Annotated in this window: 4 protein-coding genes; all 4 read left to right on the top strand. The window is 43.1% G+C overall.

All coding sequences use genetic code 11. The features are described from left to right. The first annotated feature begins 111 nt into the window (after positions 1-111). The 4 genes from JMX63_RS14285 (at position 112) to JMX63_RS14270 (ending at position 3,697) form a co-directional block, all read left to right on the top strand. Entirely contained in the window at positions 112-1,092 is a 981-nt protein-coding gene (locus tag JMX63_RS14285) for a MalY/PatB family protein (protein WP_201573175.1), read from the top strand. A gap of 221 nt (positions 1,093-1,313) precedes the next feature. Next, positions 1,314-2,924, top strand: a complete 1,611-nt coding sequence (gene guaA, locus JMX63_RS14280) for a glutamine-hydrolyzing GMP synthase (RefSeq protein WP_201573172.1) — start codon at positions 1,314-1,316, stop codon at positions 2,922-2,924. 226 nt (positions 2,925-3,150) lie between these two features. Next, entirely contained in the window at positions 3,151-3,297 is a 147-nt protein-coding gene (locus JMX63_RS14275; protein WP_166739253.1) for a hypothetical protein, read from the top strand. A gap of 91 nt (positions 3,298-3,388) precedes the next feature. Then, positions 3,389-3,697, top strand: coding sequence for a hypothetical protein (locus JMX63_RS14270; protein WP_201573169.1), 309 nt, complete (start codon positions 3,389-3,391; stop codon positions 3,695-3,697). Positions 3,698-3,817: the final 120 nt, after the last annotated feature.

The raw sequence follows: 3,817 nt of genomic DNA, 5'->3' as shown, positions 1-3,817 counted from the left end.
AATCAGACTAGGATTCAAAAGGGTTTGGGCTATAAATCGCCAAGACAGGTGTGGTTTGACTTTTATCGTCAGGCTGCGTAACTAAAATCTCCCAAGTTTAGTTCTACGGGATTGACAGCAGGGGTCAACTCGATTATTAACTGGCATGGCAGTCGTTATGACTTGCAGTTAGAGAAGCAAAATATCTTGTTTTCTCCTGGTGTCGTGCCAAGCCTAGCGCTGATGATGAATGTCTTTACCGAGGTAGGCGAGGCCGTAATGGTCAACGATCCTATCTATACGCCTTTTATGAGCAAGGTTGAGCAAAATGGTCGTAAGCTCATAACCTCTGCATTAAAAGAAGTCGAAGGTAAATATCATTTAAACTTGACTGATATCGAAGCCAAAATCATCGAGCATGAGGTTAAGCTTTATCTACTGTGCAATCCACATAATCCTGGCGGGCGTGTATGGACGAGGGACGAGCTGGAAGCGCTACTTGCGATTTGCAAAAAGCACAATGTGGCGATTGTTAGTGATGAGATTCATCAAGATTTGACCTTGACTGGTCATACATTTACGCCATTTCTGACGCTGGCAGAAGGCTACGAGCACAATGTCGTAAGCCTGACATCAATGACCAAAACCTTCAACATCGCTGGTATCAAAGGCTCTATGATATTCGCTAAAGATAAGGCACTAATCAAAAAAATCAGTCAGCAGCAGCAATTAAATGATGAGTACGAGCTGAATCTATTTGCGTATACAGCCATGCGTAGTGCTTACGAGCACGGCGGTGAGTGGTTAGAGCAGGCGCTTAGTTACATCGAAGCCAACATTGAGTTGACGGTGCAGTTTTTAAATGAGCATTTGCCTGATATTAAAATCATGCGCCCAGAAGCATCGTACCTAATCTGGCTAGATTGCTCCGCATATAGCCAAGACGATCAGGCGCTGTATGATGCGCTTAGAGCTGCTAAAGTTGAGCTTAATGCTGGCATTAAATATGGCGAGGAAGGACATTTAAAAATGCGTTTGAATGTGGCCTGCCCTAAAGAAGTATTGATACAAGGGTTAAATCGTATGCACTCAGCTTTGAGTGATATTACGTAGTAGACCTAGCAAATGACTGATAAACAGAGAGGAAGATAGCTTGCTGATAATTGGGTTTGCTGTCTACTCTTTGCTTATTTTTATCCTTACTTAGGGAGTAATTATTCAAACTGAGGGTATGCGCGAATAATAATCGTGAATAATTAACCATCTAATAGCCAATAGAGGGCGTAAACTTGTTAAAATAGGGCACCAATTTATCTATTGATGGATATCGATTTATGACCACTGCTGCTGCCACTCCTGCAATCAAAGAAGATCGCATCTTAATCCTCGATTTTGGCTCGCAATATAGCCAGTTAATCGCTCGCCGTGTGCGCGATTCTGGGGTGTTTTGTGAGATGTTCCCTTATGATATCGACACTCAGCGCATCATCGATTTTGGCGCAAAAGGCGTCATTTTGTCGGGTGGCCCTGAGAGCGTCCACGCAGAAAACAGCCCGCGTATCAACGATGCGGTATTTGATCTAGGCGTGCCAGTACTAGGTATCTGCTACGGTATGCAAGCAATGGCAGATCGTTTTGGCGGGCAAGTTCATGCCAGTGATATCCATGAGTTTGGTGCGGCGACTATCGAAGTAAATGGTCACTCGCAGCTGACTGACGGCATCGAAGACAGCAAGACTGACGGCGCGGCTGCCAAACTAAACGTTTGGATGAGTCATGGTGACAAGGTTATCGAAGTACCTGAAGGCTTTGATATCATCGCTAGTACGCCAAGCTGTCCGATCGCGATTATGGCCAATGATGACAAGCAATACTACGGCCTACAGTTCCACCCAGAAGTCACGCATACGCTACAAGGTCAAGCGCTGCTTGGTCGTTTCGTGCATCAAATCTGTGGGTGTGCAGGTGAGTGGACGCCAGACAATATCGCTGATATGCGTATCGCACAGTTAAAAGAGCAAATCGGTGACAAGCAAGTATTGCTAGGTCTATCGGGCGGTGTTGATAGTTCAGTCGTTGCCGCGCTATTGCACAAAGCAATCGGTGATCAACTGACTTGTGTGTTCGTTGATAACGGTCTATTGCGTCTGCACGAAGGCGATCAAGTGATGCAAATCTTTGCAGAAAATATGGGTGTAAAAGTCATCCGTGTTGATGCTGAAGACTTGTTCTTAGATGCGCTAGCAGGCGAGTCTGATCCAGAGAAGAAACGTAAAATCATCGGTAAAACGTTCATCGACGTATTCGCTGATAGTGCGCGTCAAGTGAGTGAGCAGAGCGATGGTAAAGTCGTTGAGTTCTTGGCACAGGGTACGATTTACCCAGACGTTATCGAATCTGCTAAGTCGCATCAAGGCAAAGCACACGTCATTAAGAGCCACCATAACGTAGGCGGTTTGCCAGATGACTTGGCATTTAAGCTGATTGAGCCATTACGCGATTTGTTCAAAGATGAAGTGCGTAAGCTTGGTATTACTTTGGGCCTACCAGCCAAAATGATCTATCGTCATCCGTTCCCAGGTCCAGGTTTGGGCGTACGTATCCTTGGCGAAGTCAAAAAAGAATATGCGGATATCTTGCGTTTGGCTGATGCGATATTTATGGCAGAGTTAGAAAAATCAGGCTGGTATGACAAGACTGCACAAGCATTTGCGGTATTCCAACCAATCAAATCTGTCGGCGTGGTCGGTGATGGCCGCCGCTATGCGTGGGTAATCGCGCTACGTGCGGTTGAGACGGTAGACTTTATGACGGCACGCTTTGCGCATCTGCCGTATGATTTGATCGAGACTGTATCGAACCGTATCATGAATGAAATCGCTGAAGTATCACGCGTGACTTATGATGTTTCGAGCAAGCCACCTGCGACGATTGAGTGGGAATAACATCAAACTAAAGATCTGATTAGTTTGATATAGTAATAAAAAAACACTCAACTTGGTTGGGTGTTTTTTTGGTTTAGGGTCTAAGTTAGAAGGGTTAAAAAACATAGTAAATTTACGTCGCCAGAATTATTGGTTATTTTGCATACGACTATTTATAGTTAACTTACTCACAGAGTAGTGAGTAGTAAGCCTAAATTTTCTAATAAAACTTTTAAAGGAATTCTATATGAGCGCGAAGAAAACTACTGTAGCAGACAACAATTCTAACGTGAGAAACCCAAATAAAGGAACGAGTGGTACTAATAAAGCTTATGACCAAGCCCAAGGAAATCGAGGTAAGCAAATGAATCCTAATCGAAAAAGTAAGGGCTAGCTTTAACACTATATAGTCAGACGTTAAGTCTTCTATAACCAGAAGACTTAACTATTTATTTTTGGGATAATATATTAACTGAGGAATTATTATGTCTGAGTTAGCACAATTTCCGTCACAAGGTGATTTACTTAAGTTTATTTATAATGCAACAGGCATTATCCCATCTAAGAAAAAGTTCATCATCGATATTGATGTGGACGATAAAAGTTTACATAAAAGTCTTGATAGACTAGCTAAAGAAGAAGGTGATTTCTTAAAGAATTCTGAACAATATATTAGCGAGTTCAGGTCAGCAATATATGGCTTGTTTACGAATGCCATGTATAGCGGTACATTGTATGATCCACTCGTAGAATTGAGACCATCCCGAATTCTGTGTAACTGCCGTTTAGATTAAATGCTTGCTGATACGGTCATCAAACATAATCATAAAACGATTCAGAGCAGACGTCCAGTTACGGATTGGCATCGACACTTTTTGGATGCCTGCTGGGTTGCTTAGTACACCACTTTTTGG

The organism is Psychrobacter nivimaris, assembly GCF_904846365.1.
GTDB classification, from domain to species: Bacteria; Pseudomonadota; Gammaproteobacteria; order Pseudomonadales; family Moraxellaceae; genus Psychrobacter; species Psychrobacter nivimaris_B.
This window is presented reverse-complemented; position numbering and strand designations above follow the sequence as displayed.

What these genes read in the sequence shown, in the direction of transcription:
- guaA (WP_201573172.1), top strand. Translation starts at nt 1,314, where the DNA reads ATGACCACTGCTGCTGCCACTCCTGCAATCAAAGAAGATCGCATCTTA.
- JMX63_RS14275 (WP_166739253.1), top strand. Translation starts at nt 3,151, where the DNA reads ATGAGCGCGAAGAAAACTACTGTAGCAGACAACAATTCTAACGTGAGA.
- JMX63_RS14270 (WP_201573169.1), top strand. Translation starts at nt 3,389, where the DNA reads ATGTCTGAGTTAGCACAATTTCCGTCACAAGGTGATTTACTTAAGTTT.